Origin of the sequence: Hyalangium gracile (assembly GCF_020103725.1) — a bacterium.
Lineage (GTDB): Bacteria > Myxococcota > Myxococcia > Myxococcales > Myxococcaceae > Hyalangium > Hyalangium gracile.
Map to the genome: position 1 here is coordinate 684,362 of NZ_JAHXBG010000001.1, position 26,665 is coordinate 711,026.

The 26,665-nt window shown below is 70.7% G+C and carries 25 protein-coding genes; 8 read left to right on the forward strand and 17 right to left on the reverse strand.

The annotated features are described in order from the left end of the window. The first annotated feature begins 186 nt into the window (after positions 1 to 186). Both KY572_RS02875 and KY572_RS46985 read left to right on the forward strand, forming a co-directional pair. A complete protein-coding gene (locus KY572_RS02875; protein WP_224240582.1) occupies positions 187 to 660 on the forward strand; it encodes a cupin domain-containing protein in 474 nt (157 codons plus the stop codon). A gap of 124 nt (positions 661 to 784) precedes the next feature. Next, a complete protein-coding gene (locus tag KY572_RS46985; protein ID WP_263451285.1) occupies positions 785 to 1,648 on the forward strand; it encodes an AAA family ATPase in 864 nt (287 codons plus the stop codon). 8 nt (positions 1,649 to 1,656) lie between these two features. Here the strand turns inward: KY572_RS46985 and fdhD are convergent, their stop codons facing one another. Genes fdhD through KY572_RS02900 form a run of 3 tightly spaced genes read right to left on the reverse strand, consistent with a single transcriptional unit; the run spans position 1,657 to position 4,290 of the window. Continuing rightward, a complete protein-coding gene (fdhD, locus tag KY572_RS02890) occupies positions 1,657 to 2,535 on the reverse strand; it encodes a formate dehydrogenase accessory sulfurtransferase FdhD (RefSeq protein ID WP_224240583.1) in 879 nt (292 codons plus the stop codon). Then, a complete protein-coding gene (gene mobB / locus KY572_RS02895; protein ID WP_224240584.1) occupies positions 2,525 to 3,049 on the reverse strand; it encodes a molybdopterin-guanine dinucleotide biosynthesis protein B in 525 nt (174 codons plus the stop codon). Before mobB ends, fdhD begins: the two co-directional genes overlap by 11 nt. Beyond that, positions 3,046 to 4,290: a molybdopterin molybdotransferase MoeA gene (locus KY572_RS02900; protein ID WP_224240585.1), complete on the reverse strand. Its 1,245-nt coding sequence runs from the start codon at positions 4,288 to 4,290 to the stop codon at positions 3,046 to 3,048. The genes mobB and KY572_RS02900 overlap by 4 nt, the downstream gene beginning before the upstream one ends. A 319-nt stretch (positions 4,291 to 4,609) precedes the next feature. Between KY572_RS02900 and mobA the strand changes: the two genes are divergently transcribed. After that, on the forward strand, positions 4,610 to 5,209 hold the full coding sequence (gene mobA, locus KY572_RS02905) for a molybdenum cofactor guanylyltransferase (RefSeq protein WP_224240586.1): 600 nt from the start codon (positions 4,610 to 4,612) through the stop codon (positions 5,207 to 5,209). On the opposite strand, the gene KY572_RS02910 is transcribed toward mobA, so the two are convergent. Next, a complete protein-coding gene (locus tag KY572_RS02910; RefSeq protein WP_224240587.1) occupies positions 5,188 to 6,684 on the reverse strand; it encodes a sensor histidine kinase in 1,497 nt (498 codons plus the stop codon). The genes mobA and KY572_RS02910 overlap by 22 nt on opposite strands. A 4-nt stretch (positions 6,685 to 6,688) precedes the next feature. Next, complete coding sequence (locus KY572_RS02915; RefSeq protein WP_224240588.1) at positions 6,689 to 7,054, reverse strand: response regulator; 366 nt, start codon at positions 7,052 to 7,054, stop codon at positions 6,689 to 6,691. Between the two features lie 232 nt (positions 7,055 to 7,286). Here KY572_RS02915 and KY572_RS02920 point away from each other — a divergent pair, with 232 nt between their 5' ends. Both KY572_RS02920 and KY572_RS46990 read left to right on the forward strand, forming a co-directional pair. Then, a complete protein-coding gene (locus KY572_RS02920; RefSeq protein WP_224240589.1) occupies positions 7,287 to 8,918 on the forward strand; it encodes a sigma 54-interacting transcriptional regulator in 1,632 nt (543 codons plus the stop codon). A 277-nt stretch (positions 8,919 to 9,195) separates the two neighbouring features. Beyond that, positions 9,196 to 9,330: a hypothetical protein gene (locus KY572_RS46990; RefSeq protein WP_263451286.1), complete on the forward strand. Its 135-nt coding sequence runs from the start codon at positions 9,196 to 9,198 to the stop codon at positions 9,328 to 9,330. Here the strand turns inward: KY572_RS46990 and KY572_RS02925 are convergent. After that, positions 9,317 to 12,970: a serine/threonine-protein kinase gene (locus KY572_RS02925; RefSeq protein WP_224240590.1), complete on the reverse strand. Its 3,654-nt coding sequence runs from the start codon at positions 12,968 to 12,970 to the stop codon at positions 9,317 to 9,319. The two genes, KY572_RS46990 and KY572_RS02925, sit on opposite strands and share 14 nt — an antisense overlap. A gap of 132 nt (positions 12,971 to 13,102) precedes the next feature. Beyond that, positions 13,103 to 14,185 carry an AmmeMemoRadiSam system radical SAM enzyme gene (amrS, locus tag KY572_RS02930; protein ID WP_224240591.1) on the reverse strand — a complete coding sequence of 361 codons (1,083 nt, stop codon included), beginning with the start codon at positions 14,183 to 14,185 and terminating at the stop codon, positions 13,103 to 13,105. 149 nt (positions 14,186 to 14,334) lie between these two features. Here amrS and KY572_RS02935 point away from each other — a divergent pair, with 149 nt between their 5' ends. Further along, the gene (locus tag KY572_RS02935) at positions 14,335 to 15,633 is read left to right on the forward strand and encodes a cytochrome P450 (RefSeq protein ID WP_224240592.1); all 1,299 of its coding nucleotides are present in this window, start codon (positions 14,335 to 14,337) and stop codon (positions 15,631 to 15,633) included. A 40-nt stretch (positions 15,634 to 15,673) separates the two neighbouring features. Then, complete coding sequence (locus KY572_RS02940) at positions 15,674 to 16,945, forward strand: cytochrome P450 (RefSeq protein WP_224240593.1); 1,272 nt, start codon at positions 15,674 to 15,676, stop codon at positions 16,943 to 16,945. Position 16,946: 1 nt separating this feature from the next. On the opposite strand, the gene KY572_RS02945 is transcribed toward KY572_RS02940, so the two are convergent. The 9 genes from KY572_RS02945 to KY572_RS02985 all read right to left on the reverse strand — a co-directional run bounded on the left by KY572_RS02945 (position 16,947) and on the right by KY572_RS02985 (position 24,370). Further along, positions 16,947 to 17,588: a hypothetical protein gene (locus KY572_RS02945; protein ID WP_224240594.1), complete on the reverse strand. Its 642-nt coding sequence runs from the start codon at positions 17,586 to 17,588 to the stop codon at positions 16,947 to 16,949. 441 nt (positions 17,589 to 18,029) lie between these two features. Further along, positions 18,030 to 19,820, reverse strand: a complete 1,791-nt coding sequence (locus tag KY572_RS02950) for a glycoside hydrolase family 15 protein (RefSeq protein WP_224240595.1) — start codon at positions 19,818 to 19,820, stop codon at positions 18,030 to 18,032. Between the two features lie 9 nt (positions 19,821 to 19,829). After that, positions 19,830 to 20,375, reverse strand: a complete 546-nt coding sequence (locus KY572_RS02955; protein ID WP_224240596.1) for a hypothetical protein — start codon at positions 20,373 to 20,375, stop codon at positions 19,830 to 19,832. Next, the gene (locus KY572_RS02960) at positions 20,372 to 20,707 is read right to left on the reverse strand and encodes an SPW repeat domain-containing protein (RefSeq protein ID WP_224240597.1); all 336 of its coding nucleotides are present in this window, start codon (positions 20,705 to 20,707) and stop codon (positions 20,372 to 20,374) included. Before KY572_RS02960 ends, KY572_RS02955 begins: the two co-directional genes overlap by 4 nt. 123 nt (positions 20,708 to 20,830) lie before the next feature. Next, complete coding sequence (locus tag KY572_RS02965; protein ID WP_224240598.1) at positions 20,831 to 21,487, reverse strand: ATP/GTP-binding protein; 657 nt, start codon at positions 21,485 to 21,487, stop codon at positions 20,831 to 20,833. 2 nt (positions 21,488 to 21,489) lie between these two features. Then, positions 21,490 to 22,329: a hypothetical protein gene (locus KY572_RS02970; RefSeq protein ID WP_224240599.1), complete on the reverse strand. Its 840-nt coding sequence runs from the start codon at positions 22,327 to 22,329 to the stop codon at positions 21,490 to 21,492. A 161-nt stretch (positions 22,330 to 22,490) separates the two neighbouring features. After that, positions 22,491 to 23,141 (reverse strand): thioredoxin family protein, encoded by a 651-nt coding sequence (locus KY572_RS02975; RefSeq protein ID WP_224240600.1) that lies wholly within the window; start codon positions 23,139 to 23,141, stop codon positions 22,491 to 22,493. 120 nt (positions 23,142 to 23,261) lie between these two features. Beyond that, positions 23,262 to 23,843 (reverse strand): hypothetical protein, encoded by a 582-nt coding sequence (locus KY572_RS02980; RefSeq protein WP_224240601.1) that lies wholly within the window; start codon positions 23,841 to 23,843, stop codon positions 23,262 to 23,264. 38 nt (positions 23,844 to 23,881) lie between these two features. Further along, positions 23,882 to 24,370, reverse strand: coding sequence for a hypothetical protein (locus tag KY572_RS02985; RefSeq protein ID WP_224240602.1), 489 nt, complete (start codon positions 24,368 to 24,370; stop codon positions 23,882 to 23,884). Here KY572_RS02985 and KY572_RS02990 point away from each other — a divergent pair. Next, complete coding sequence (locus tag KY572_RS02990; RefSeq protein ID WP_224240603.1) at positions 24,364 to 25,716, forward strand: hypothetical protein; 1,353 nt, start codon at positions 24,364 to 24,366, stop codon at positions 25,714 to 25,716. The genes KY572_RS02985 and KY572_RS02990 overlap by 7 nt on opposite strands. A gap of 3 nt (positions 25,717 to 25,719) precedes the next feature. On the opposite strand, the gene KY572_RS02995 is transcribed toward KY572_RS02990, so the two are convergent. After that, positions 25,720 to 26,655 carry a proline dehydrogenase family protein gene (locus KY572_RS02995; RefSeq protein WP_224240604.1) on the reverse strand — a complete coding sequence of 312 codons (936 nt, stop codon included), beginning with the start codon at positions 26,653 to 26,655 and terminating at the stop codon, positions 25,720 to 25,722. Between the last annotated feature and the right edge of the window lie 10 nt (positions 26,656 to 26,665).

The following is a 26,665-nucleotide window of genomic DNA, read 5'->3' on the forward strand; positions in this document are numbered from 1 at the left end:
GGGGTGTGGGCCATGTGACCCATGAGGAGGGGTTGACCCAGTATGACCTACAGAGCAGGTTGGTTCAAGCGAGAAGGACCCCATGGGTTGAGCCCTGGGGGAGGGCGCGTCGCCACGGTGTGTGCGAGGGGGGAACCCGGGCCGAAAGGGCTCGCGCCAGGGGCTGCCCGCGCTAGGGTCCACCCCATGGTCGACGCGCTGGTGAAGGCCCTGGGGCTCCAGCCCCATCCCGAGGGTGGCTATTACAAGGAGACGTACCGGGCGGTGGCACGGGTGGACACGCCCCGAGGCCCGCGAGCGGCGGGCACGGCCATCTACTACCTGCTGCCGCGAGGCGAGTTCGCGGCCTGGCACCAGGTGGCCTCGGACGAGGTGTGGCACTTCTACGACGGCTCCCCGCTGGCGCTGCACCTGCTCACGGACGCGGGGCTGGAGACGGTGGTGCTCGGCCGGGACGTCACTCGCGGCGAGCGGCCCCAGGCCCTCATCCCCGCCGGAGTGCTGCAGGCGGCGGTGCCGCGCGGGGACTACACGCTGGTGGGCTGCACGGTGGCGCCCGGCTTCGACTTCGCGGACTGGGAGATGCCCTCTCGAGACGCGCTCCTGGCGCGCTACCCGGCCCACGGGGAGCTCATCCGCCAGCTCACCCGCCCTGGCTGAGCCGCCGCCCGCGAGCGCCTCGCCTGGATGGATGTAGGTCAAGCAAGTGATGGCCCTGGCGGGTTCACAGTCACTGAAATATTGAAATTATGACATGCTGCGTCCGAGTGGTATTCCAAGGCATATGATCCAGTCGGTCCGCTTCGAAAACTTCCGGTGTCTCAGGGACGTGGAGCTGTCGCTGGAGCCGTTGACGGTCCTCGTGGGGCCGCCGGCTTCGGGGAAGTCGACGCTGCTGGAAGGGTTCGACCTGCTGCTGGGCTGCGACGCATCGGACTACTGGCGCCAGGACGAGGCGCACCCGGCGGTGGTGGAGTGGCGCTATGACAGCAACCTGAAGACGCGGGTGGAGTACCCGGTGGGCCGGCTGGACTCGACGCCGATGCTGACGCACACGGTGCAGGCGCTGGCGTTGGACCTGGTGGCGCTGCGGGAGGAGAGCACCACGGGGCGCTCGCCGGCGCTGAACCGGACGGGAGACAACCTGGCGGGCGTGTTCGCCTCGCTGCAGACGGGACAGCGGCAGAAGGTGATCCAGGAGCTGTGCCGGCTGGTGCCCTCGCTGGGGGATGTGGCGCTGCACCAGACGGGCCTTCGGACCCAGCGGCTGAAGTTCCGGGACTGGTGGAAGACGGACCTGTGGTTCACGGCGGACCGGGTATCGGACACCGTGCTGCTGCTGCTGGCCTACCTGGTGCTGCCGTACCAGGTGCCGCCGCCGGACCTCATCACCCTGGACATGCCCGAGCGGGGAATGCCGCCGCCGCTGATGGGCGAGTTCATGAAGCTGATGCGGGACATGTCCACCGGGAGCGTGGGCGGCACGCCCATTCAGGTCCTCATCGCCACCTCCTCGGCGGGGCTGCTCAAGCACGTGGACCCCAAGGAGATCCGCGTGCTCACGCGCTCGACGGATGATGGCGCGACGCGGGTGAGCTCGGCGCCGGAAGTGGTGGCCGACTGGCGGCAGCGGCTGGAGATGGCCTGACGCTCGGGCTACGGGCCGCCGAGGCGCGCGTGGTGGGTGTAGACGTTGAAGCGTCCGCCGCGCACGAACGTGGCGAGCGTCACGCCTGAGCGCTCGGCGAGATCGATCGCGAGCGAGCTGGCCGCCGACACACTGGCCACCACGGGGATGCGCGCCACGGCGGCCTTCTGGACGATTTCAAAGCTCGCGCGGCCGCTGACCACGAGCAGGGCGGGTGGGCGCTCCGGGCGCGGGGCGGTGCTGCTCGGCGAGGCGCGTGTGGAGCGCACCGCGCCACCGAGGACCAGCGCGCCAATGGCCTTGTCCACGGCGTTGTGACGGCCCACGTCCTCGGCGGAGGAGAGGAGCGCACCGCTCGAGTCGAGCACCGCCGCCGCATGCACTCCGCCCGTGCGGGCGAAGTTGCGCTGCACGTCGCGCAGCCGCTCCGTGGCGCGCGCCACCACCTCCGGCGCGAGCTCCAGGCCCGGAGGCACGGGCGAGCACACCGCCATCAAGTCATCCACGCTGCGCCGGCCGCACACGCCGCAGGCGGCCGTGGTGAGCGTGCCTCGCCGGGCCGAGGCCACCCGCTCCACCTCCAGCACCAGCCCGGGAGCGGGCGTCACCTCGATGACGTTGCCCCAGCCTTCCTCTCCCGGACGGCCGCAGTACGTCACGCCGCCCAGGTCGTCCACCGAGCGGAGGATGCCCTCGGAGAACAGGAAGCCCACGGCGAGCTCGCGGTCCTGGCCCGGGGTGCGCATGGTGATGGCCACCGTGTCGCCGCTGACGCGAATCTCCAGCGGCTCCTCCACGGCGACCGAGTCCTCCGCGGACGCGCGGGTGCCGGCCTCCGAGAACCGGACCACCGGACGCTGGGTGACGCCCTTCTCCTCACGACTCATGGGCCTGCTCCCGCGCCAGGCGCGTGATGAACAGCGCGAGCCCCTGCACCTCCGCCGTCCCGAACCGCTGCAGCCCTTCGGGTGCACCCTCGGGGAGCCGGGGCGCATCGCTCACCACCGCGAGCACATCCGAGCGCTGCGAGGCCAGCAGCGGTCCATGGCCCTCGCGCCAGACCTCGAGCTTGGGCAGGGGCCCGTCCTTCCAGCCTTCCACCAGGACCACATCCACCACGTCTCCAAAGCGCTCGAGCAGCGGCAGCAGCGCCTTCTCCGGCGGCTCCTGCACGGAGAGCTGCACGCCGGCCGGCGTGGCGAAGGCAACCAGGGCGGCACCGCCTCGCTCGAAGCGGGCCGTGTCGCTGCCGGAGCGGTGCAGCGGGTGTTGATCCGAGGAGTGCTTCACCACGCCGACGCGCAGGCCTCGGGCGCGCAGCTCGGGCACGAGCCGCTCCACGAGCGTCGTCTTCCCCACGCCGGACCAGCCGATGATGCTCACGGCGGGAGGGCCCTTCATCCGCCCACCGCCACGTAGCGAGGCCGATCGAACAGCTCCACCTCCACCTCATCGCCCTCGGAGAAGTCGGCTCGGCCGGGAGGCAGGACGGCGAAGCCCTCGGAGCCCACGTTCTGGAGGATCTGCCCCGAGCCCTGGGGCCGCATCATGGCCCACGGGAGTCCTCCGCCCTCGCGGTGCTCCACGGTGGCGGTGATGAGGTAGGTGAAGCCGGCCTGCTTGTGCCGCGCCTCGGAGAGCCGAGCCCGCACGCGCCGACGCTCCTCACGAACGCCCTGGAGCTCGAGCAGCAGCGGCCGGCCGAGCTGGTCGAACGCGACGGTCGCCGCGCCCGGGTTGCCGGGGAGCACGACCATCGCCAGCGCTCCGAGCCGCGCCACCGCCACGGGCTTGCCGGGCTTGAGGGCCACGCCGTCCACGAAGAACCGGGCGCCCAGCTCGGAGAGCACGCGCTTGACGCGATCCTTGTCACCCACGGAGGCGCCCCCGGTGGTGATGAGCACATCCACCCGAGGCGCCAGCCGCGTGATGGCGGTCCGCAGCTCCGCGTCGTCATCGCGAGCGCGCTCGGTGGCCACCACCTCCGCGCCGGCCTCGCGAGCCAGGGCGGCAATGAGGATGAGGTTGCTCTCGTACACCTGGTGAGGCAGGGCGGGTGTCCCGGGAGAGATCAGCTCATCGCCCGTGGCCAGCACGGCCACGCGCGGCGAGGGGCGCACGAGCGCGGTGGCGGCCCCCATGGACGCGAGCACGCCCAGGACGTTGGCGTCCGCGCGCTGCCCGGCCGGGAAGAGCGCGGTGCCCGCCACCACCTCCTCTCCGGCGCGGCGGATGTCATGGCCTGGAGGAACGGTGATGAAGACGGACACGAGGCCGTCACCCTCGGCGCGAGCAGCCTCCTGACGGACCACGGCATCGGCACCCGGAGGAATGGGAGCGCCGGTGAAGACACGGGCCGCCTCACCAGGCTGAAGGGCACGCGAGGCCGGGGCACCGGCGTAGACGGTGTCGACGATGCGCAGGCGCGCGGGCCGATCCCGATTGGCGCCGAGCGTCTCCTCGGAGCGCACGGCCCACCCATCCATGGCGGAGTTGTCGCAGCCGGGCAGCGAGCGCGAGGCACTCACGGCCATGGCCAGGAAGCGGCCGTGGGCCTGGAGCAGGGGTACGGGCTCGGGCGGGGCCGGGGTGACGGCCTCGAGTGCGGCTTGCCGTGCGGAGGTGAGCGAAGTGAGCGACATGGGCTTGCGCCAGGACCCCAGCCTCCAACAAAAGCCGGGGAGGGAGAAACTACCCCGAGAGCGAGCGGCGCATGCTGGACAGAACACCCACCCGAGCGCCGAAGGGGTGGGTGTTCGCTGGCGAAGGAAGCCGCGGGGGTCGGCGAGATGCTGGGCCAACTGGTACTACAAGCAGACCAGTTCGCATTGAACCAGCCACCAGGAGGGGGTGTCGGCGAGATGCCGGACCAACTGGTACTACAAGCAGACCAGTTCGCCGGAATGAGCCGGCAGGGTGGGCTGGAGAGGGCTGAGCGCAGGTAGGACTCGGAGCCGACTCATGGACTTCTTCGCGGATGTCACGCTGGCGGTGGTGGCCGGGGGCCAGGGCCGGCGGCTGTCCGGAGTGCCCAAGGGGCTCCTGAGGCTGGGAGAGCGCACCGTGCTGGAGGGGCTGCTCGGCCTCTCACCCCTGTTCGCGGAGGTGCTGCTGGTGGCGAACGCCCCCGAGCCCTATGCGCGCTTCGGCCTGCGCACCGTCTCGGACGTGGTGGTGGGCAAGGGGGCTCCGGGAGGAGTGCACGCGGCGCTGGTGGGAGCCCGGACGCCGTGGGTGCTGGCGGTGGCCTGTGACATGCCTTTCGTCCTGCCGGAGGCCGTCCGCGTGCTGCTCCAGGCCCGAGCCTCCGAGGTCGACGCCGTGGCCTTCACCGTCGACGGGCGCGTGGAGCCGCTGCTGGCGGCCTACCGAGCCTCCCTCGCGGACGACTGGGGCGACGCCCTGAAGCAAGGAGACCCGTCGCTGCGCGAGCTCCTCTCGCGGTGCCGTGCGCGGCTGCTGCCGGAGGAGGCGCTCCGAGCGGTGGACGCGGAGCTGCGCTCACTGGTGAACGTGAACACGCCGGAGGACCTGCGCCGTCACGGCCTCGCGCCGCCTTGAGGCGCGCGCGGGAGGCGCACGGTGAAGGTGGTGCCCTCCTCCCGCGTCGAGCGCACCTCCAGCATCCCTTCATGCGCCAGGGCAATCTGGTGGGCGATGAAGAGGCCCAGCCCCAGCCCGGCGCTCTGGGAGCTCTCCTCCCTGCGCATGCCCCGGCGGAACGGCTCGAAGAGCTTGGGCAGCAGGAGCGGCGAGATGGGCTCGCCCAGGTTGTGCACCTCCAGCCGGACCCACGCGCCCTCCTCGAGCATCGCCACCGTCACGGGCATGTCCGGAGGGCTGTAGTCCAGGGCGTTCTTCACCAGGTTGCCCACCAGCTGCGCCAGCCGATCCGCATCCCACTCGCCCAGCAGCTCGCCCTCCGCGCGCAGCCGCAGCTCGCGCTCCGGCCGGGCCACCCGCAGCTCCTCCAGCACCGGGCGACAGATGACGCGCAGGTCCGCCGACTGGCGCGTGATGGGGATGCCTCCGCCCAGCCGGCCGCGCGTGAAGTCCAGCAGGTCGCTGATCATCCGCCCCATCCGCTCGGCGCTCTGCGAGATGCGCCCGGCCACCTTCCGCGTCCGCGGCGCCAGGTCCTCCTCGCGCAGCAGCACGCTCGCCGACAGCGCGATGGCGTTCAGCGGGTTGCGCAGATCATGACTGACGATGCCCAGGAAGCGCTCGCGGAACTCCGCCGACCGCCGCAGCTCCTCCTCGCGCTTGCGGGGCTCCGTCATGTCCGTGCTGATGACCACCGCGCCCACGATGTGCTCACCCATGCGCACCGGCGCCGCCGCGCAGCGCGCCACCAGGGCGCGGCCCGTGCCGGCATGGCGCAGCACCATGTCGCGCGTCACCGCCTCGCCGCGAAGGGCGCGCGCGAAGGGCACCTCCTCGCTCGGGATGCGCTCGCCACTCTCCAGGTCCCGATACTGGAGCCGCTCCGCCAGCTCCACCGGAGAGGTGCGCTTGAGGTTCTCGCCCAGCAGCTCCCGCGCGGGCGCGTTGGCGTGGGTGATGGACTCGGCGTCTCCCACGTACACCGCGTCCGGGATGCTCTCGAGGATGGCCTCCAGCTGCGCCGCGTTGCGCGCCACCGTGCCCGCGGCCCGCTTGCCCTCCAGGGCCGTCGCCTCCAGGGCCTGATCCAGGAAGCGGTGGAGCACCCGCAGCTCCGAGAACTGGAGCGTGCCCCCGGACTCCTCCAGCAGCCCGAGGAGCACCTCGCGCAAGAGCCCGTGCGCGCGCAGCAGCACCATCGCGCCGAGCCCGGAGGGGGGCAGCGCGCTCGTGGGGGGCATCGCCGAGGAGGCCTCGGGCCCTCGGGACTCCGCCGAGAGCGCCTCCTGGAGCGCATCGAGCATGCCAGGCAGCGAGCCCACCAGGAGGGCTCGGGCAGGTGCTTCGACGGCGAGCCGCTCGCGGGCCTCCCGCTCGAGACGAGAGAGGATCTCCCCACGCCGGGAGGCGAGCAGCTCGCGCAGGCCGTTCATCGCCTCAGACACAGTGGGCCGAGACAGTAGCGAACAGATCGCTGATCTCGAACGGCTTTTTGAGGATTCCCTGCGTGCCGGGCAGGGCGGTGCGTCCGCTGGCGGTGACGATGATGACGGGAACGGGGCTCATGGCGGGGTTCTGCCGCACATGGCGCAGGAAGTCCTCCCCGCTCATCACCGGCATCATCAAATCCAACAGCACCAGACACGGCGGGCCAATCTGTCCGAGCACCTCCAGGCCCTCCTGGCCATTGGAGGCCACGGAGACGTCGAAGCCCTCGGTCTCGAGCAGCTCGGCCATGGCCGCTCGGATGTCCTCGTCGTCCTCGACGATGAGGACAGTGCCTCGGTGCGCATGGGTGCTCACACTGGGATTGTAGGCAGCCTTCCAGGGATGGGGAGTGCGCTGTCGGCGACTCTGTCGGATTCCGACGCGCCCACAGCCCCCCGGGGTACCTGGCGGCATCCGGGCACGCCTGACGAGCATGGACGAGCGGACAAACACGCTGCGTGCGAGCCCACGGAAGCTGGAGCGCCCCTGGCGAACGTTCGGTACAGTGCCACACCAGGAAGTGCGTCAGCAGGAGCGGATCTCTACCATGCGTGCGGGAAGCTTTGCCGACGAGTCGACGATCGGCTTGAAGAAGCGGAACACCAGCGAGCCGGTGGCTCGCCTCGTCCCGGCGCTGACCATCGTCTCGCACCCCCTGGCCCACCGGGTGGGCGAGCGTCTGCTGCTGGACGGGGTGATGGCAGGCCGCCAGGAGGCCGTCTCCCGCAATGCCCCGGACTTCATGCGCCCGGATGCCGTGCTGGGCGCTCCCCTGGCGGACCCCTTCCTGAGCCGCAAGCCCGTGGTGTTCTCGCAGGGGGTGGCCGGCGGCGTGCGGCTGACGCCCGGCGATGGCATCAAGGTGACGCTGGCCGGCGAGGTGCTGAGGACGGAGTGGGAGTTCTCGCCCGAGGAGCTCGCGGTGGGCGTGGCGCTGGAGCTGGCCGAGCGCGTGGTGGTGCTGCTGCACTGGGCGGACCCCTCGGCCAACTCCGCCGTGGACGCGCTGGGCATGGTGGGCACCAGCGTGGGCATCCAGAACGTGCGCCACCACATCGAGCAGGTGGCGGACCTCAACGTGCCGGTGCTCGTGCGCGGAGAGACGGGCTCGGGCAAGGAGCTCATCGCCCAGGCCATCCACCGGCAGAGCGCGCGGCGCGACAAGGTCTTCATCAGCGTGAACCTGGGCGCCATCCCCAAGGAGCTGGCGGCCGCGGAGCTGTTCGGCGCCACGCGAGGCGCCTTCACCGGCGCGGTGAAGGACCGCGAGGGCTTCTTCCGCGCCGCCCACGACGGCACGCTCTTCCTCGACGAGGTGGGCGAGGCGCCGCCCGAGGTGCAGGTGATGCTGCTGCGGGTGCTGGAGACGGGGGAAATCTACCCCGTGGGCGAGCGCACCCCCGTGAAGGTGGATGTCCGGCTGATCGCCGCCACGGACGCGCAGCTCGAGCAGCAGATTCAAGAGGGCCGCTTCAAGGCGCCCCTGCTCCACCGGCTGGCGGGGTACGAGATACGCGTGCCGCCGCTGCGGGAGCGGCGCGAGGACATCGGCCTGCTGTTCCACCACTTCGCGCGCGAGGAGCTGGAGGCCATCGGCGAGGCGTGGCGGCTCAAGCCGGAGGACTCGTCCACCGAGCCGTGGCTGCCGGCGCCGCTGGCCTCGCGGCTGGTGCGCTTCGGGTGGCCGGGCAACATCCGCCAGCTGCGCAACATGACGCGCCAGCTCATCATCGGCAGCCGGGGGCACTCGCGGCTGCGCCTGGATCCCCGGCTGGAGAAGGAGCTGGAGGGCGCCATGCTGCCCCGGCCCGGCCGCTCCCTCTCCCAGCCCGCGCCCGCGGCCAGCTCCGAGCCCAAGCCTCCACACGAGCCCAAGGGGCCGCCCCGCCGCCGGGCCTCCGAGGTGTCCGAGCCGGAGCTGCTCGCGGCCCTGCGCGAGAGCGCGTGGGACTTGAAGGCCGCCGCGGACCGGCTGGGCATCCCCCGCTCCTCCATCTACGACTTGATCGACAAGAGCCCCAACATCCGCACCGCGGGGGACCTCACCATCGAGGAAATCACCCGCTGCTTCCAGGAGTGCTCGGGAGACCTGGACGCCATGGCGCAGCGCCTGGAGGTCTCCAAGCGGGCCCTGGGCCGCCGCATCAAGGAGCTGGGGCTGGAGTCGGGCGTGAGCTGATCCGCCAGGCCGGCTGCTGTGTCGACAGCCGGCCGACGTGTCGAGTCACCCTGTCCGACGTGTCGGAACCCGACGCGCCAGGTGTTGGCCACCCGATAGAGGCGACAGAGCCGGAAAAACCGCCGACTTTTCGGGCTTTTGGCGTGGCATCGCGCTTGCTCAAGCGTCCCGTCGTTCAGGAGGAGGGCGAGGGGGTGCAGGGGTTGGAAGGTTCTCACGGGGGGTGAGAACCTCCTCCACCTTACACACGCGGTTTCAGCATACAGGGGGTAGCACCATGGCGACCGATAACGACACCAAGACGACCCAGACGACCGGTAGCGGCACGTCCAACACCGGCAACGACGAGGGGGCGACGGGAAGCGCCGGTGGTGGCGGTGGTACCGGCGAGGTCATCATCATCTCGGGGTAGTCCACCCGGAGCTTCCCAGCCGGGCCTCGGGCGACAGCTTCCTGCTCGAGGCCAGGTGGGGGTTCCGCGACAGTGCTCGGGAGAAGTCTTCCTGAGCCCGGGCCCGCAGGGTCTGCTGCTCATCCGGGCGGTTCTCCAAGGACGCCCACAGCATGCGCAACTGAGCACGTAAAAGCAGCGCCTGCGGCCACTCGGGACACATGGAAAGGGCTTCTCCCACCAAGGCGAGGCCGCGCTCTAGCTGGGGGGCTGGGGCGCGGCCCGCATCCTTTTCCCACACCGCCCACGCATGCTGGAGCGAGCCGAAGGCCAGCCGGGCCTCGGTCGTGTCCGGGAGCAGCGTGAGGGACTGCTCGAAGTGGCGCTGCGCCTGCTGGAACTCCTCGGCGCGCCCCTGTCCCCGCTGCGCGTGCCAGCGCGCCGTGAGCCCCTGCACCTCCGCGAGCGACAGCCACGCCCGGCCATGTCTCGGGTTGAGCGCCAGGGCCTCGCGCAGCGCCTTCTCCGCGCGCTGCAGATTGGGCCGCGGATCCCTCCCCAGCTGCATGTCCGAGTCCGCCAGCAGGCGGAAGCTGGCGCCCAGGTTCACCTGAGGGTCCGCGAAGTCCTTGGCCAGGCGGCGCGCCTCCTCGAAGGAGGCCAGGGCCGAGCGCATGCTCACCTCGGGGCTCTCGGCCTGGCGCCACTGGTAGGTGGCGCGCAGCAGGTACGCCTCGCCCAGGTTGGTGTGGCCGAACACCTGCTGCGGCGCCAGGCGGATGGCCTGCTCGAAGGAGGCCTGCGCCTGGGCGAGCACCGGGAACGGGTCTCCGCCCTGCTCCCACGTCCGCCGGGCCTGACGGAGCAGGGCGATGCCCAGGCCGTTGTGGAGCTGCGGGTTCTGGTTGATGCCCAGCCCCTTGCGGTACAGCTCGAGCGCGGTGCTCAGGTGGCGTGGAGCCTCGGGGCTGCACGGGTGCAGCGCGGCCCACTGCGCCTGGCTGAGCCCGCCGTGGAAGTAGGGCACCCAGTTGCGGGGGTTGAGCTCCATGGCCCGCTGGAGCGCGGCCCAGGCCTGCTTCAGGTCCTCCTCCTGGCGCGAGCCGGTGGCTCCGGCCGCGCGAGGGGCGGGGTGCTCGGCGCGCCGGTAGTAGGCCATGCCGAGGTTGCTCCACGCATCCGGGATGCGGGGGCTCAGCCGCGTGGCTTCCAGGAAGGACTCGATGGCCTGGCCGCGGTGCTCGTCGGAGCTGACGCCGGTGTCGTCCTCGTAGCCCGCCCAGATGGAGAACAGCCCTCCGAGCGTGTTGTGGAAGTCGTAGTCGCGCTCGCGGGGGGCGAGCTGCTGGAGGGCCTGCTCGGCCTGGCGCAGCTGCTCGCGCGGATCCTGTCCCTGGTTCAGCCGGGAGATGGCGGACTGGACGAGGATGCGGCCCAGCTCCAGGTGGACCTGCGGGCCGGTGAAGCCCTTCTCGAGCGCCCGGCGCGCGGCGGCGAGCGCCGCATCGAGCGAGGCCTTGGGGTCCTCTCCATGAGAGGTGCGGTGCTCGGCGAGCCGGCGGTGGAAGCGCGCCTCGAGCAGCAGCGACGTGGCATCCTCCGGCAGCGTCTCCAGGGCCTTGGCCACCGCCTTCCTGCCGCGGGTGAGCGGAGGCAGCACGTCTCCCTGGCCATACATCTCCATGAGGGAGGCGGTGTACTCGAGCTTGGCCAGGGCCTGGTGCACGGCGGGCACGCTCTCGCCGATGGAGGCGGCGGCGGCATAGGCGCTGCGGCCGGCCTCGAAGTCGGCGAGCGCGCCCTCGCGGTCTCCCTGGTTCCACCGCCGGGCGGCGCGGGCCTGGAGGATGTCGCCGCGCAGCAGGGGCGCCTCGTAGAACCAGGGCAGGCGGTTGCCCATGGCATCCAGCCGCGCGAGGGCCTCGTCGAGCCGGTCCTCGTAGAAGGCGATCAGCGCCGAGACGTAGTCGGCGGAAGGCACGTCCGCGCCCTTGCTCAAGAGGAGGTAGGCGAGGGCAGGCTCGCGGTAGTCCCGCTGGAGCTCCTGCTTGCGGGCCTCGCGCAGCTCGGGGCTGCGGGTGCGCTCGGCCTCCAGGAGCTGATCCTGGTACAGGTGGCCGAGCACCAGGGCGAGCGCATAGGCGACGCGGGGCTCGTGGAAGCCGCTCTTCCAGGCGAGCTCCAGGTGCTTGCGCGCCATCGCCTCGTCGCCGAGCGCCAGGTGGCCACGCGCCAGCGCGTAGTTGCCGGGGCCCACGGCCGCGTCTCCGGCCTCGCGGATCTGCGCGTCCAGCTCCGCCATGTGGTGGCGGATCTCCTGGCGATCCTCGCGGGTGTCGTGCAGGGGCGACAGGCCCGAGTAGCGGGCCAGGGCCTCGATGTGCTCCACCTTCTCGGTGAAGCGGCGGGCCAGCTCCTCGCGCCGGGTGGCCTGCGAGTGGGTGTAGATGGCCGAGCCGAGCGCGAGGGTGACGGCGAGCAGGGCCGCGGCGGCCACGCTGACGACGAGCCGGTGCTTGCGAGCCTTCTTGCGCAGCAGGTACCACAGGCCGGTGGGGCGGGCCTGGACGGGCTCGCCGGCGAGGAAGCGATCCAGGTCCTCGATGAGGGCGCGCGCCGAGTCGTAGCGGGCCGAGCGATCCTTCTCCAGACACTTGAGGACGATGGCCTCCAGGTCCGCGGGGATGTTCGGATCCAACGAGCGCGGGGGCGTGGGCTCCACGGTGGCGATGTTGTTGAGCACCTCCAGCCCGTTGGCGCCGGGGATGGGGTGCACGCGGGTGAGCAGGAAGTAGAGGGTGGCGCCCAGGCTGTAGACGTCCGCGCGCCGATCCAGGCTCTGCACCTCGCCCCGGGCCTGCTCCGGAGACATGTAGTGCGGGGTGCCCAGCACCGAGCCGGTGGCGGTGGCGCCCTTCTCGCTCCAGTCATGAGCCAGGCCGAAGTCCATGACGTAGGGCTTGAGGCGGCCGTCCTCGGTGCGCTCCACCAGGATGTTGGAGGGCTTGAGGTCGCGGTGGATGAGGCCGGCGCGGTGGGCGGCGTGGACGCCCTCGGCGGCGTCCCGGAGCGCGAGCACCTTCTGCTCCACGGTGAGCTCTTCCGACAGCTGGCCCAGGGGCTGGCCGTCGATGAACTGCATGGCGATGTAGGGCTTGCCCTGGACTTCGCCGACCTCGTGGACCTTGCAGACGCGCTCGTGCTCGACGCGGGCCTGGGCGCGAGCCTCGGACAGCAGTCGGCGGACGAGCTCGGCGTCGTCCCCCTTCACGAACTTGAGGGCGACGTTGCGGCGCAGGCGCAAGTCATAGGCGAGGAACACCTGGCCCATGCCGCCCTGGCCGAGGAAGCGCACGCCCGCGTACCTGTCCCAGCCGGGGACGGGGAAGGCGGGGTCGACCTTGTCGCGATCCTTGAGGGTGAGGGCGGGCCCGAGCGTGTCGGCTCCGTCCGCCCTGGCGCGCGGCACGAGCGTGGGCTCGACGTCGGCCTTGGCCAGCTCGGCGAGAGACTCGTCCGAGATGAGGCCGCGCTCCTTGAGCAGCTGCATGGGGCTGCGGCCCAGGCGGCGCGCCTCCTCGCCCAGCTGGTCGGCCTCCTCGCGCGAGATGAGGCCCTCGGCCACGGCCATGCGCAGCTCAGCCTCGAGGTCTACATCCATCTGCGCCGGCTCCAAGGGGGCTGCATCGCGGGCCCAGTCATACCCGATGCAGGGCCTTCTGAGCAGGAGGGCGGACCGGACGGGAAGCGCCAGCGGGCAGCAGAGCGCCGGCAGGCCCTCCGAGCCAGGGAGCTACGCGCCCGTGGCCTGGATGCGCACGGGGATGCGCCGGCGGCCGAACGTGCCGGGCGCCGCGTCGAAGCGGCCGGGCACCTGCGCGCCGCAGTCCGGGCACCGGCCCTCCGCCGTCACCCGGTAGTTCAGCAGCTGGTACCAGTCCCGCACGATGAGTGAAGCGCCGCAGTCGCCGCACAGGGTGGTGTCACCTTCGACATCGTGCACGTTGCCCGTGTACACGTGGCGCAGGCCGACGCGCCGGGCAATCTGGCGGGCCCGCCGCAGCGTCTCGGGGGGCGTGGGCGGCACGTCCTGCATCTTGAAGTCGGGGTGGAAGCCCGAGAAGTGCACCGGCACGTCCGGGCCCAGCTTCTCGTGCACCCACTCGGACAGCCGCGTCAGCTCCGCCTCCGAGTCGTTGTGCCCGGGGATGAGCAGCGTGGTGAGCTCGAACCACACGCGTGTCTCGTGCTTCAGGTACTCCAGCGTCTCCAGCACCGACTGGAGCTTGGAGAAGGTGATGCGGTGGTAGAAGTCCTCGGTGAAGGCCTTCAGGTCCACGTTGGCCGCGTCCATCTTCGCGTAGAACTCGCGCCTGGGCTCGGCGTGCATGTACCCCGCCGTCACCGCCACCGTCTGGATGCCCCGCGCGTGGCAGGCGTCCGCCACGTCCATGGCGTACTCGGCGAAGATGACCGGATCATTGTAGGTGAACGCCACGCTCTTGCAGCCCAGCTCCTGCGCGCGCCGGGCGATGGCCTCGGGCGAGGCCTGATCCATCAGCCGGTCGAACTCGCGCGACTTGGAGATGTCCCAGTTCTGGCAGAAGCGGCAGCCCAGGTTGCACCCGGCCGTGCCGAAGGACAGCACGCTGCTGCCCGGGTAGAAGTGGTTGAGCGGCTTCTTCTCGATGGGGTCCACGCAGAAGCCCGACGAGCGCCCATACGTGGTGAGGACCATCTGATCCCCCGCCCGCTGGCGCACGAAGCAGAAGCCCCGCTGGCCCTCGCTCAGCTTGCAGTCTCTCGGGCACAGGTCGCACTGGATGCGCCCGTCCTCGAGCTTGTGCCACCATCGCCCTGGGTATTCGAGGCTCACGCCCGGACCTCCTCCCGTCCTTCGATGATTATCAGCCGCGCGGCGTGTGCGCCCGGTGGCGCTAAGTCACCGCCGACACCTGCCTGGTGCCTGCTCGACCCGGGGGCGGGGGGCCGGGGCCCCGTCTCGCAGGGTGTATGATGTCGAACATGTCCAAGACCTCCGCTCATGCCGCTGCCGTCGCTGACGGCGGGAAGCCGCTGTCCGCTGATCAGTGCCCGTACCATGGTCGCGAGTACAACCACTTCGCGGGACCGCACCTCGACAATCCCCGCCCGTTCTTCGAGAAGCTGCGGCAGGAGGCACCCGTCACCTTCAACCCCATGCTGGGCATGTGGCTGATCAGCCGCTACGACGACGTCACCGCGGTGCTGAACAACCCCACCGCCTACTCCTCGGCCAGCAACGCCAGCACCTCGGTGGAGCGGCTGACGCCCGAGGCGCAGGCCATCCTGGGGCCCGGGCCCATCATCCATGACAGCCCGCTCAACATGGATCCGCCCGTCCACACGCGCATGAAGCGGCTGCTGCAGCGGGGCTTCACCCCCGCGAAGGTCGCCCGGCAGGAGGAGCGCGTCCGCGCGTTCGCCAACGCGCTCATCGACGGTTTCATCCGCGACGGCCGGGTCGACCTGGTGGAGCGCTTCGCCTATCCGCTGCCGGTGCAGGTCATCCTCGCCATGGTGGGCGTGCCGCAGGAGGACATGGAGAAGGTGCGGCGCTGGTCCGCCTCGCTCTTCGGGCTCATCTTCGCGCAGCCCCCGCCCGAGGCGCAGGCCGCGATGGCGCGCGACGTGGTGGAGTACCGCAGCTACTGCGCGCAGCTCATCGAGCAGCGCCGGCGTCAGCCCCAGGAGGACCTGACGACCGACCTGGTGCAGGCCGAGCCCGATGGCGAGGCGCTGACGATGCAGGAGCTCACCTCGCTGATCGGCGGCTCGCTGCTCGCGGCGGGACATGAGACGACCAGCTCGCAGATCGCCATGTCCGTGAAGAACCTGCTGGAGCAGCCGGAGCGCTGGCAGCGGTTGCGCGAGGACCGCACGCTCGTCCCCAAGGCCCTGGAGGAGTGCATGCGGCTGGAGGGCATCGCGCCCTGCATGCCTCGCACCGCCGTGCAGGACGTGGAGGTGGGCGGGGTGCTGCTGCCGAAGGGCTCGCGCCTGTTGCTGCTCTACGGCTCCGCCAACCACGACGCGACGCACTTCCCGGACCCGGAGCAGTTCGATCCGCACCGAGAGAACCTGCAGCACCTCAACTTCGGCCGCGGCATCCACTTCTGCCTGGGAGCCTCGCTCGCGCGGCTGGAGGTGCGCGTGGCCATCGAGCAGCTCCTGGAGCGCATCCCGGAGATGCGCCTGGTGCCCGGTCAGGACTACGGGTACCGCCAGGAGATGCTGATCCTTCGCGCCATCCGCCACCTCCAGGTGGAGTGGCCCGTGCGCTGAGCCGTCCCCGTTCCCCGTTCCCCGTTCCCCGAGGATCCGCATGTCTTCTGGGCCCGATGCCAGGAAGCCCCTGTCCGCCGACGCGTGCCCGCACCTGGGCCGCGAGTACAACCACTTCGAGGGTCCGCACCTCCAGAACCCCTACCCGTTCTTCCAGCGGCTGAGGGAGGAGGCGCCCGTCACCTTCAACCCGACGATGGGCATGTGGCTGATCAGCCGCTACGACGACATCGTCTCGGTGCTGGAGAATCCCGCCAGCTTCTCCTCGGCCAGCTCCATCGAGCTGGGGGCGAACCTGACGGCGGAGACGCGGGAAATCCTGGGGCCAGGGCCGCTCATCCATGCCAGCCCGCTCAACACGGATCCGCCGGGCCACACCCGGCTGAGGCGCTACCTGCAGAAGGGGTTCCTGCCCGCGCGCATCGCGCTCCAGGAGCCGCGCATCCGGCACATCGCCAACACGCTCATCGACGGGTTCATCCACGAGGGAAGGGCCGATCTGGTGGAGCGGTTCGCCTTTCCCCTGCCGCTGCAGGTCATCCTCGGGCTGATGGGAGCGCCCGTGGAGGACATGGCGCGTGTGAAGCGCTGGACCGCGGACCTCTTCGGGCTCTGCTTCGCCCAGGTGCCGCCCGAGGCCCAGCCCGCCATGGCGCGCGGCGTCGTCGAGTTCCGGGCCTGGTGCTCCCGGCTCATCGAGGAGCGCAGGCAGCGTCCCCAGGAGGACGTGACGAGCGACCTGGTCCACGGCGACGAGGGCGAGGACGTGTCCACGCCAGAGCTCATCTCCTTGCTCGCGGGCTCATTGATTGCGGCGGGCCATGAGTCCACGGCCGCGCAGCTCACCCTGGTGGTGAAGAACCTGCTGGAGCAGCCCGAGCGCTGGCAGCGGCTGCGCGAGGACCGGGCGCTCATCCCCCACGCCGTGGAGGAGTGCATGCGGCTGGAGGGCGTCGTCGGCGGGCTGGTGCGCACGGCCACGCGGGACGTGGAGGTGGGCGGGGTGCTGCTGCCGAAGGGCTCGAAGCTGCTGCTGCTCCATGGCTCCGGCAACCACGACGCGGCGCACTACCGCGAGCCCGAGTGCTTCGAGCTGAAGCGCGAGGGCCCGCAGCACCTCACCTTCAACCGCGGCATCCACTTCTGCATGGGAGCGCCGCTGGCCCGGCTGGAGCTGCGCGTGGCGCTCGAGCAGCTGCTGGAGCGCATCCCGGAGCTGCGCCTCGTTCCCGGTCAGGACTACGGCTACCACCAGGAGCTGGTGACGCTGCGCAACGTCCGCCACCTGCGGGTGGAGTGGCCCGTCCCCTGAGTCACCTCGCCGATGCGTGGCTGAGCAGCTCGCGCCGCCACTCGCCGAGCCGCTCGAACTCGTCCTCGGGCCACGTGCCCAGGTGCACCATGACGATGCCTCCGTCGGAGGCCACCAGGCTGGCGTCCACGTGGACGCTCGGCTCCACCACGGCGTTGGGCGGATCCACGTAGCCCTCCTGGTGCTCCAGCTCGAGCGACGTGAGCCGCGCGCCGGGGAACTCCGCCAGGCAGGCCTCGAGGAACTCGTGCGGCGGGCGGTACGGCGGCGGCGAGCCGATGTGCATGCCCCATGGGTCCATCCGCCGCTTGAGCGTGGTGGTCCTCACCCACGCCAGCACCGCGCGCTCATACAGCGCGCCGACGTGGTCCACCGCCTGCGGGTGCCGCATGCCGTCCTGGCCACGCACGTGCAGCGTGTAGTGGGGGCGCTCGCCCGGCCACCACCAGCTCAGCTCGAAGCGGTCTCCCGGGCCGGACTCGTCGGAGGGAAAGAGCGCCTCCAGGTGCTGGAGGTACTGCTCCTGGCTCAGGCTCAGCCGGTGCTCACGCAGCGCGTGCCAGTCCGTGCGCGAGAAGTGGAGCACGCGCGCGCGGTACGCACGCGGATCCGTGTTCAACAGCTCGACCCATTCATCGCTCATCGGAACGGCGCCAGCCTACTCCTTCGGAGGTTGGCTTGTCGTAGTTCCCGCTCGTCGAGCGCGACTTCCGCGCCCTGCTTTCCGGGTTCAACGGTGAGCGCGGAGTTTGTGAGGTGGCTCGATCAGCAGGCGGACAGCCGAGCGCACCACATGGGGCCCTGTTCCCTGCCCGCACCCCTCCCCATCCCGGGAGGCGGACGAGCGAGTGGGGACGGGAATGGCCCGAGAGAATCTTCAAGGCAAGGTGGCCCTGGTGACGGGGGCTTCTAGCGGCGTGGGCTGGCAGTGGCCCAGGGCGTGGGGCCTCGGGGGAGCGTGGCGCCCACGCCTCGCTGGAAGCGCTTCACGGCCACCGCGGGCCTGGTGGCGCTGGCGAGCGGGGCGCTCGGTGGCGTGGCGCTGGGGGCCCGAGAGCTGGTCCGCGCCACGCGGTGAGCGGCTTCACTGGCGTGGGCGCTGCTGAATGGGGCTGTCGGCGCGAGAGAGGGTCTGCGCGGTGGAGATGAGCGCCAGGTGGCTGAAGGCCTGCGGGAAGTTGCCCACCAGCCGCCGCTGCTCCACGTCGTACTCCTCCGCGAGCAGGCCCACGTCGTTGCACAGCCCGAGCAGCCGCTCGAAGAGCGCTCGCGCCTCGCCCTGACGGCCCATCAGCGCCAGGTCGTCCGCCAGCCAGAAGGAGCACGCCAGGAAGATGCCCTCTCCCGGCGGCAGCCCGTCCTCGGCGCTGCGGGTGTCATAGCGGTGCACCAAGCCGTCGTGACACAGCTCGCGCTGGATGGCCTCCACGGTGCCGCGCACGCGCGGATCCTCCGGCGGCAGGAAGCCCACCAGCGGAACCATCAGCAGGCTCGCGTCCAGCTCCCTCGAGCCGTACGCCTGCACGAAGGCGTTGCGCCGCGCATCGAAGCCCAGCTCGCACACCTCCGCGTGGATGCGCGCGCGCAGGGCCCGCCACGCGTCCAGCGGGCCCTCCAGCCCGTAGCTCTCGGCGCTCTTCACCGCCCGGTCCACCGCCACCCACGCCATGATCTTCGAGTGCGTGAAGTGCCTCCGCCCACCGCGCACCTCCCAGAGCCCCTCATCCGGCTGCTGCCAGGACCGCTCGATGTAGTGGAGCAGGTGGCGCTGCAGGTCCCAGGACTCGTCGTCCGGCGGCAGCCCGGCGCGCCTCGCCTGGTGGAGGCAGTCCATCACCTCGCCGAAGACGTCGAGCTGGACCTGGCTCACCGCCGCGTTGCCGATGCGCACCGGCCGTGAGTCCGCGTAGCCGGGCAGCCAGGGCAGCTCCAGCTCCGTGAGGCGGCGCTCGCCGGCCACGCCGTACATGATCTGCAGCTCCTCGGGCTCGCCGGCCACGGCGCGCAGCAGCCAGTCGCGCCAGGCGAGCGCCTCGTCCGTGTAGCCGGCCTGCAGCAGCGTCAGCAGCGTGAGCGTGGCGTCCCGGAGCCAGCAGTAGCGGTAGTCCCAGTTGCGCGTGCCGCCTGGCTTCTCCGGCAGCGACGTCGTCGGCGCGGCGACGATGCCGCCCGTGGGCGAGTACGTCAGCGCCTTGAGGGTGATGAGCGAGCGCAGGACGACGTCGCGCCACGGCCCCTCATAGGTGCAGCGCCCGGCCCACCGGCGCCAGAAGGCGCACGTCTCCTCCAGGGCGCAGAAGGCCTCCACGGAGCGCGGCGGGCGCTCGTGGGAGCGGAACCAGGTGAGGATGAAGGGGACCTGCTCGTGCTCGGCCACGGTGAAGTCGGAAGACACGCTGCCGTCGGCGACGTGCATGGGCATGCGGGTGCGCAGCAGGGTGGCATCCGGCCCGGCCTTGGCGGAGACGCAGCAGAAGGTGGAGCGCAGCCACGGCGTCCGGTCGCCATAGCCGAAGCGCAGCGCGGCCTCCATGCGCATGGAGACGCGGCCGCGCAGGCCTCGGACGATGCGGACGATGTCCGGAGTTTGGCCTCGGGGAGGCATGAAGTCGGTGACGCGGACGGTGCCCTCCGCGGTCTCGAAGTCCGTCTCGAGCACGAGCGTCTCGGGCACGTAGCGGCGCCGGACGGAGCGCACGGCCACGGTGGGGGCGATGCGCCAGCGGCCATGGCGCTCATCTCCCAGCAGCGCGGCGAAGCAGGCATCCGAGTCGAAGCGGGGCCAGCAGAGCCAGTCGATGGAGCCGTCCTTCCCCACGAGGGCCGCGCTGTAGGTGTCGCCGATCAGGGCGTAGTCTTCGAGGGGCAGCGCCATGCCTGAAAGCTAGAGCGCCTCGGCCCGAGGGGCGGGCATGGACGGGGTGTGCGCGGTGGGCGCTGCCCTCCCGGGCTCGTCAGCGGCCGGGCGGGCGGACAGGGGCGCTCGCGCCAGGGCCTGGAGGCAGCCCTCCGTGACGAGCCCGAAGAGGACGGTCTGCGCCAGGAGGAAGCCATGCTCGGCCCGGCTCCAGGTGCGGGCCAGCGGGGTGGCGTCCACGATGGGGAAGGAGGCCTGCTCGAGCCCCCAGACGCCCGCGCCCAGCAGCACGCCTCGCGCGAGGAGCGAGGGCGGCAGCACCGCGCGGAAGCGGGCCCAGGCCACCCCCAGCATCGGTCCGTAGAGCCAGCGCATGCCCAGGCTCCAGAAGAGGGCCTCGCGGGGGCTCAGGGGGCGCACCAGCAGCCGGCCCACGAGCCGGGCCGCGATGCGTCGCGCGGCATACGGAGGCGAGTGGCCGAGCACGGCGTTGCGCAGCAGCGCGAGTCCGCCGAGGGCCAGGGTGCCAGCCGCGCCCGCCGAGGCGCCTCGGGTGAAGGTCGTCGTGCTCATGTCTGGACGGGGCGCCGCGTGGAGCGGACGGCGGGGGCCTGCCCGGCCAGCACCGACGCGCAGATGATGAGCACGCCGAGGATGATGTCATGCGCGGTGGGCAGCGTGCTGTCGCCATAGCCGAGCAGGAGCGGCGCGAGCAGGAGCCACCCACCGAGCGCGATGTTGACGAAGCGCAGCGCGGGCCGGGACGCGGCGAGCAGGGCCACGACGGCGACGGCGAGGCCCACGAGGGACTCGTTGAGGCGCGCGGCGCGCTCGGCGTAGCCGAGGACGAGGGGAGCCACGAAGAGCCAGACACCCAGGACGAAACTCAGCCAGCGAGCCCACATGAGGCAGCCCTCCCCGTGAAGTGCCCGACACAAAGGTGGGCAGAGGGGCCGGGTGACTGCAAGGAGAGGAGGAGGCGGGCGAGCGCCCGGCATGCCGTCTCCCCTGCCTGGGCGGCTCGCGCTTCAGAAAGAGGGCAGTCCGTCCGTGCTCGAGCGGAAGCGGCCGAGGCAGCACTCGGGCAGCTCCGCGCGGATGTGCATGAGGGCGTGCCGGGCCTTCTCCATGAAGTCCTGGGTGTTGGGGATGACGAAGCGCCGGGGGTGGGCGCTCCACACCTGCTCGATGCGCGCGTCGATGGCGGCGGCCTCCTCGGGAGACTCGATGCGCAGGGGGTTGTGGTGGTTGTAGCCGGCGTCGGCCGGAGGGGTGCGCAGGTGGATGACGGCGGCGTAGCGGGCCAGCTCCTTCTCCCGGGTGGTGCCGAGCTCGGAGAAGAAGTCCTCGGCGGAGCCGGGCCAGTACGCCAGGCCGTCGAGCGTGCCGCGATCGCACAGGCCCATGGCGACGGGCTCTTCCTGGGTGACCCAGCGCTCCAGCTCCTGCTGGACGCGGACGATGGCGCGCTGGGCGGCTCGGCGGGCCGGGAGGGTGTCTCGCCGGGGGAAGCCGCCCCCGAAGATGATGCTCGCGGCCTCGGGGAGCACGGCCACGTGCTGGCAGATGGTGCGGCGCACCAGCTCCAGCACGGCCGTCTTTCCGGCGCCCGGTCCGCCCGTGAGCACCACCAGCCGCGTGCTGTGGGAGGGGCGGGTGCAGCCGCAGTCCTGGGTTCCAATCATCTTCACTCTCCGAAGGTCGTGCCCACGCTGAGGTTGAGCAGCCCGGGGTACTCGAGCTGGCCGTGGTGGCCGATGATGTGACTGTAGACAGGAATGCGGAGCGTGAGCCCGAGCTGAGTGGCGCCCGTGCTCCAGTGCAGCCCGCCGCCCACGAGCACATCCGTGCGGCCGAGGTTGCCGTCCTGCTGGACGATGCCGCCCCAGCGCTCGGGCTGCTCGTTGGCCATGTCCGCGCCGGCCGAGGCCCAGAGGGTGCCCGCCACGTTCAGGCTCCCGGAGAGCCCGAGGCTGAAGCGGTGGCCGGCACGGAAGCCGCGGGAGTTCTCCGCCACGGAGAGCCAGGCCTGTCCCCACAGGCGCGCGCTCCAGGAGTCCCAGGCGCGCTCGGCCTCCAGGGCCAGCAGGGGCTGCACGGTGCCGGTGCCGAACTGGACGTGCTGGTGGGGCTGGCCCGCGGCGCCGAGGGCGAAGGGGTCCTCCACGGTGTTGCCCAGCGGCACGGTGAAGCCCGCGCGCGTGGTGAGCCGCACCTGTCCGAGGAGGAAGGCATGGCGCGCCTGCACCCACGGGTCGCCCAGGCCGAAGAGCGTCTCGTCGCGGTGGTGGATGTTCTCGTAGTCGAGCGTGACGGGCGTGCCATCCAGGCGCCGGAACTGGATGGTGGTGCGGTTGAGGCGCAGCGGCACCTGGAGCTCCACGCCGAGCGCATCCGTGAAGGCGTGCTCCGCGCTGGCGCGCAGCTCTCCGATGGCGAAGCGCTGGTCATGTATCTGCGGAGGCTCGTCGCGCTCGGCGCAGATGGGGCCGATGTCCGGGCAGGCGGACTCGTGCGTGGTGCGCACGGTGGTGGTCAGCAGGGAGAGCTGGAGGAATGTCTGTCCTGACTTCAGCCTGGCGGCGGTGTTCCTCCCGACCGGGAGGTTGGGATTGCTTCAACCCGCGCAGGCGTCGGCGGAGGAGGGGAGGCCCAGCGCGAGCAGGCCGAGGGCGATGACGAGCCATCTCATCGCGAGGCCCCCTCGGCGATGGCGGCGTCGAGCGCGGAGAGGTCGAATCCCGTGACGCTGCGCACGGGCTTGCCATCCCTTCCATAGACGATGAGGTAGGGGAGGTTGGGGACGCTGGCCAGGTAGCGCCTGGCGAGAGGCGTCTCCCAGGAGACGACGTTGAGCTTGCGGTAGGCGATGTCCTGGCGCTGGTTGAGCAGACCGAACATGTGGACATCCACCTTGCGGCAGGGGCCGCACCAGTCGGCGTAGAAGTCGAAGACGGTGACCTTGCCCGCGACGGCGTGGGAGGCGAGGTCCGGCACATCCTCTCCCTGGAGCGAGAGCCGCTTCAGGTCGGCGTCGGCGGAGAGGACGGGGAGCGGATCGAAGGAGAGATCCGGGTGGCACTGGAAGCACTGGGACTCGGGGACGGAGTGCTCACCGCACCAGTCCTTGGCGGCCATGAAGCGAGGCGCCAGCTCGGGGTTGCAGCGGGTGCAGTTCTCCTGAGGGACGCGGTGCTCGCAGAAGGCGGCATCCGGGCGGGAGGCCGCGCTGAGGGAGCTGAGCTCGCCATGGGCCGGCGTGGAGGCGGGACGAGAAGAGGCACAACCGGCGGTGGCCAGCACGGCGCCACCGAGGAGCAGGGATGGGAAGAGACGCATGAGAAGGCGATGCTGCACGTGCGAGAGCGCGAGGGACGTTGCGGAGAAGGAGGACGAGAGCGTTACCGAACGAAGCCCAGAGTCGCAAGCAGCCGAGGGTCTTCCTCCATGGGAACTCCGTCACGGCCGATCCGGAGTGAAGAGCAGGTCGATCAGGCGCGCCTTCCCCAGTGCGAGATTTCCTCCCGGAGTCGTCAGATCGGGAACAGGAGTGAAGAGCACTTCTTCAGGCAGGCGGGCGAAGTGGAAGGTGGACTCGATGAGCGAAGCGAGTCCGGCTTCTTGGGGTTGGAACTCGGGGGGCAAGGGCGGGTAGCGGGTCCATGACTCCGTCACCCGTCCGTCATCCAGGAAGTGGGACGCGTAGATGACGTACGTGGGGGCGAGCAGGCTGAGCAGGCATACGACTGCATCACGCCGATCTTCTTCACGCTCCGGTTTTGGCAGGGAAACGCGAAGGCGGTAGCACGGGTCATGGACCAGCAACGTCGTGTCCCAGAAGCGGCAGCCTGGGAATGCCTCGCGAACATGCTGGACGAAGGCGTCCCAGGCCTGAGTGTCTCTGCGCGCGGAGGCTTTCAACCGTGCGAGCCGCTGGGCCTCCTCGGAAGCATCATAGGCAGGGTCATCAGGCCAGAGACCCGAGGGGTAGAATTGATGGAGGAGCTGGCCGAGCGCGTGGGCGGATGGAGCCGGAGTCATGAGGGAGTCACCTCGAGCCTAACAAGGGGCTCGTTTCTTCAAGGAAACGTTGTCTGTGGGATGCCCACCTCCTTGAAGCGACTGACTCGAGTGCCCGGAACGTTGCCGCGAGTCGGATCGATCATGAAGCTCTGCATCGTCGCTCGGAATTCGTTACAGGCGACGGCGGTGGGAAGCCGCTTCTTCAGAACGTGACGAGCTGCTTCGTCAGCCGCCTGAGCGGCGACTCGTTGCGCGCTGGTGGTGGCAATCACCCCAGCCCCTTCAGTCACCTCGGGTACACCCACCTCGATGTCGCAGACGGCTGTCTCTGGATACACGGGCGAAAGCCTGCCCAGCAGGATGACGACGTGCGAGACCTTCCACCCGCCTGGCGCTCGCCCTCGATGAGCCACGATGGGAGTGAACTGGAAGGTGGAGGGTGGGATGCTGCCGAACACGATGGGTTCGGTGCAGGCCGTCAGCAGCAGGCCTGCCACAGCGAGGAACAGGCGAATGACGTTGCCTCGAGGAACACGCAATGACATGGGGCCTCATCCTTCGTCAGGTGCTCGGCTGGACGGGACGCGTGGTGGTTGCACTGGGTGTCCTGGGAGGCGTCCTCGTCGTGGCGGCCCTCCTCTCGCCCTGGACCTGGTTGCCCGAGCCCGTGGAACCCACGGCCCCCACACCTCAACATGTGCTGCTCACCGAGGGCGCCGCGCAAGCCATTGTTGTGGGTGACCTTGCCCTGGCGCGAAAGCAGCTCGAGGTGGCGCTCGCGGAAGCTCCCAACCATTCCCCCGCGCTGCTGCTCCAGGCGTGCCTGGCCCTCGAGGCGGGAGAATTCGCGGTGGCACGGGGGACACTGGCACGACTCGAGGCGGTAGCTCCCGATCGATTGGAAGCCAGGCTGCTGGAGCGATTGCTGGTACACCGCACTCAGTCTCCCGAGATGGGCTGGAGACAGGCGTTCCTACGGGCGTGGACGGAGCTGGGTCGGCCTGGCTTTCTGGAGAGTCCGCTGCTGCTCCCGCGGGTGGAGCTCCCCGAGGTTCGGGACTACATGCCCGCGCACGTGGAGGAACGTGCCACGGCGGCTCCTGTCCGGCTGGCGCTCGTCCTCGCCCGGCCTTGGATCTCCCAGGGAAACGCGCGCTGGCTCATGGAGCACCTTCCCGCCTTGGAGGATCCTGCCCTCGTGCAGGCTGCCTCCGTGGCCCTGCTCCCAGCGGAGCTTCCACCAGGCCTTCATTCGGAGGCCAGGGCTGTCGTCCGCAAGCGCCTGAGACGGCTCGTAGAGGCTTCCCCACGCGTGATGCAGCCGCGCCTGTTGCTGCTCTGGGCCGAGGCTCCCGAGTGGATGGCCTTCAGTGAGCAGGAGCTCACGGTGCTCGAGGCCATCGCCGCGCTGTCTGATTGGAAGGACACCTCTTTCCCGCGGACCTTTCTGGAAGCGCGAGCGCGCCTGAAGGAGGCACGGATTCTCCATCCAGGCATGGGGGCCCTGGGAGTCGCAGCCTGGTCCAACACCACATGGGCGCTCCACCTGCTCTCGATGCGAGCGGAGCGCACTCGCGATCAGCTCCTCCCAGGGGCGCGGCGGCGGCTGGGCCATATCCTCTGGGGAATCGGCTCACGGGTGAGCCAGCAGTCCACCGCCATGGAGCGCATCCTGGGCCTCCAGCTCATGGAGGCGGGGGCCATGGACAAGGAAGACGAGGCGGAGCTCGAGCGTGTGGGGCGCGCACTGGAAGAGGCCCGCGCCACCTTCAACGCCGCGGACAAGGCCGACCTCGAGCGCTGGCCCCTGCCCTCGCTCTGGGAGGAGGTGGCCGAGGCCCGTGCCCGCGACGAGTGGGCCCACCTCCGGGAGTTCGCGGGCGCTCCGTGACGGCTACCCCTTCACCATGTTCTTCAACACGAACCACAGGTTGGCGGGACGCTCGGCCAGCCGGCGCATGAAGTAGGGATACCAATACCGCCCGTATGGCACGTAGATACGCACCGGAAACCCCGCCTGCGCCAGCCTCACCTGCAAGTCCCGCCGGATGCCATACAGCATCTGGAACTCGAACGCGCTGCTCGGCAGCCGCTGCTTCGCCGCGTAGTCCAGCGTCGCGTCGATCATCCGCTCATCGTGCGTGGCGATGCCGTGGTACACGCCGCTGTCGAGCAGCACCTTCATCACCCTCACGAAGTTGGCGTCCACGTCCTTCTTGTCCTGGTACGCCACCTCCGGGCCCTCCAGGTACGCCCCCTTGCACAGCCGGATGCGCACCCGCTCCGCGCACAGCGCGCGCGCGTCCGACTCCGTGCGCCGCAGGTAGCTCTGCAGCACCGCGCCCACGTGCGCCTCGCCGAACTCCGCGTGCAGCGCGCGCACCGTGTCCAGCGTGGCCTGCGTCACCGCGCTCTGCTCCATGTCCACCCGCACGAACGAGCCTCGCGCCGCCGCCTCGCGCACCACCACCCGCGCGTTCTCCAGCGCCAGCTTCTTGTCGAACAGCAGGCCGCACTGCGTCAGCTTCAGCGACACGTTGGCGCGCACCCCCACCGCGTCGATGCGCGCCAGCAGCCGGCGGTACTCGCGCACCTCGTCCTGCGTCTCGGCCGCCTTGCTCACCGCCTCGTTGAGGTGGTCGAAGCTCGCCATCAGCCCCTGCGCGTTGAGCCCCTTCACCGCCTCCACCGCCTGCTCCAGCGTCTCCCCGGCGATGAAGCGTCCGGCCAGCTCGCGCAGGGGGCCCAGGCGCGTGGCGACATCCTTCAATCCCTCTCGGCGCGAGAGGAACAACAGGGCGGAGCGGGACAGTTGCGTGGCTGCGGTCATGGTGCTCGAA

What these genes read in the sequence shown, in the direction of transcription:
- KY572_RS02900 (WP_224240585.1), bottom strand. Translation starts at nt 4,290, where the DNA reads ATGTCGCTCACTTCGCTCACCTCCGCACGGCAAGCCGCACTCGAGGCC.
- mobB (WP_224240584.1), bottom strand. Translation starts at nt 3,049, where the DNA reads ATGAAGGGCCCTCCCGCCGTGAGCATCATCGGCTGGTCCGGCGTGGGG.
- KY572_RS02945 (WP_224240594.1), bottom strand. Translation starts at nt 17,588, where the DNA reads ATGAGCGATGAATGGGTCGAGCTGTTGAACACGGATCCGCGTGCGTAC.
- KY572_RS02955 (WP_224240596.1), bottom strand. Translation starts at nt 20,375, where the DNA reads ATGAGCACGACGACCTTCACCCGAGGCGCCTCGGCGGGCGCGGCTGGC.
- fdhD (WP_224240583.1), bottom strand. Translation starts at nt 2,535, where the DNA reads ATGAGTCGTGAGGAGAAGGGCGTCACCCAGCGTCCGGTGGTCCGGTTC.
- KY572_RS02925 (WP_224240590.1), bottom strand. Translation starts at nt 12,970, where the DNA reads ATGGATGTAGACCTCGAGGCTGAGCTGCGCATGGCCGTGGCCGAGGGC.
- KY572_RS02995 (WP_224240604.1), bottom strand. Translation starts at nt 26,655, where the DNA reads ATGACCGCAGCCACGCAACTGTCCCGCTCCGCCCTGTTGTTCCTCTCG.
- KY572_RS02975 (WP_224240600.1), bottom strand. Translation starts at nt 23,141, where the DNA reads ATGCGTCTCTTCCCATCCCTGCTCCTCGGTGGCGCCGTGCTGGCCACC.
- KY572_RS02985 (WP_224240602.1), bottom strand. Translation starts at nt 24,370, where the DNA reads ATGTCATTGCGTGTTCCTCGAGGCAACGTCATTCGCCTGTTCCTCGCT.
- mobA (WP_224240586.1), top strand. Translation starts at nt 4,610, where the DNA reads ATGGACTTCTTCGCGGATGTCACGCTGGCGGTGGTGGCCGGGGGCCAG.
- KY572_RS02990 (WP_224240603.1), top strand. Translation starts at nt 24,364, where the DNA reads ATGACATGGGGCCTCATCCTTCGTCAGGTGCTCGGCTGGACGGGACGC.
- KY572_RS02910 (WP_224240587.1), bottom strand. Translation starts at nt 6,684, where the DNA reads ATGAACGGCCTGCGCGAGCTGCTCGCCTCCCGGCGTGGGGAGATCCTC.
- KY572_RS46990 (WP_263451286.1), top strand. Translation starts at nt 9,196, where the DNA reads ATGGCGACCGATAACGACACCAAGACGACCCAGACGACCGGTAGCGGC.
- KY572_RS02935 (WP_224240592.1), top strand. Translation starts at nt 14,335, where the DNA reads ATGTCCAAGACCTCCGCTCATGCCGCTGCCGTCGCTGACGGCGGGAAG.
- KY572_RS46985 (WP_263451285.1), top strand. Translation starts at nt 785, where the DNA reads ATGATCCAGTCGGTCCGCTTCGAAAACTTCCGGTGTCTCAGGGACGTG.
- KY572_RS02965 (WP_224240598.1), bottom strand. Translation starts at nt 21,487, where the DNA reads ATGATTGGAACCCAGGACTGCGGCTGCACCCGCCCCTCCCACAGCACG.
- KY572_RS02940 (WP_224240593.1), top strand. Translation starts at nt 15,674, where the DNA reads ATGTCTTCTGGGCCCGATGCCAGGAAGCCCCTGTCCGCCGACGCGTGC.
- KY572_RS02920 (WP_224240589.1), top strand. Translation starts at nt 7,287, where the DNA reads ATGCGTGCGGGAAGCTTTGCCGACGAGTCGACGATCGGCTTGAAGAAG.
- KY572_RS02980 (WP_224240601.1), bottom strand. Translation starts at nt 23,843, where the DNA reads ATGACTCCGGCTCCATCCGCCCACGCGCTCGGCCAGCTCCTCCATCAA.
- KY572_RS02875 (WP_224240582.1), top strand. Translation starts at nt 187, where the DNA reads ATGGTCGACGCGCTGGTGAAGGCCCTGGGGCTCCAGCCCCATCCCGAG.
- KY572_RS02950 (WP_224240595.1), bottom strand. Translation starts at nt 19,820, where the DNA reads ATGGCGCTGCCCCTCGAAGACTACGCCCTGATCGGCGACACCTACAGC.
- KY572_RS02960 (WP_224240597.1), bottom strand. Translation starts at nt 20,707, where the DNA reads ATGTGGGCTCGCTGGCTGAGTTTCGTCCTGGGTGTCTGGCTCTTCGTG.